Origin of the sequence: Achromobacter sp. GbtcB20, from assembly GCF_019091095.1 — a bacterium.
GTDB classification, from domain to species: Bacteria; Pseudomonadota; Gammaproteobacteria; order Burkholderiales; family Burkholderiaceae_B; genus Achromobacter; species Achromobacter mucicolens.
The window spans coordinates 1-230 of record NZ_JAGXJZ010000976.1; the positions used below are offsets into that span (position 1 = coordinate 1).

1 pseudogene is annotated in these 230 nt (G+C 60.4%); it reads left to right on the forward strand.

The annotated features are described in order from the left end of the window. Positions 1-230: pseudogene (locus KVT32_RS31895) on the forward strand (PrkA family serine protein kinase); the annotation flags it as partial.

Sequence of the window (230 nt, forward strand, 5' to 3'; positions counted from 1 at the left end):
ACCTGGAGTCCTACTCCGGGTACGGCCAGAACATCTTCGTCCGCCACGTGACGTTTGCCGACTGCTGGATCCAGGACTAGGAATTCCGCGATCCCGAAACCGGCGAAAGCTTCGACCGTAGCGCGCTGTACGATGAGCTGGATAAGATCGAGAAGCCGGCGGGCATCGCCAATCCGAAGGACCTCCTTAACGAGATCGGGAACTTCGTGCGGCTGGCGCGCGCCAACTTC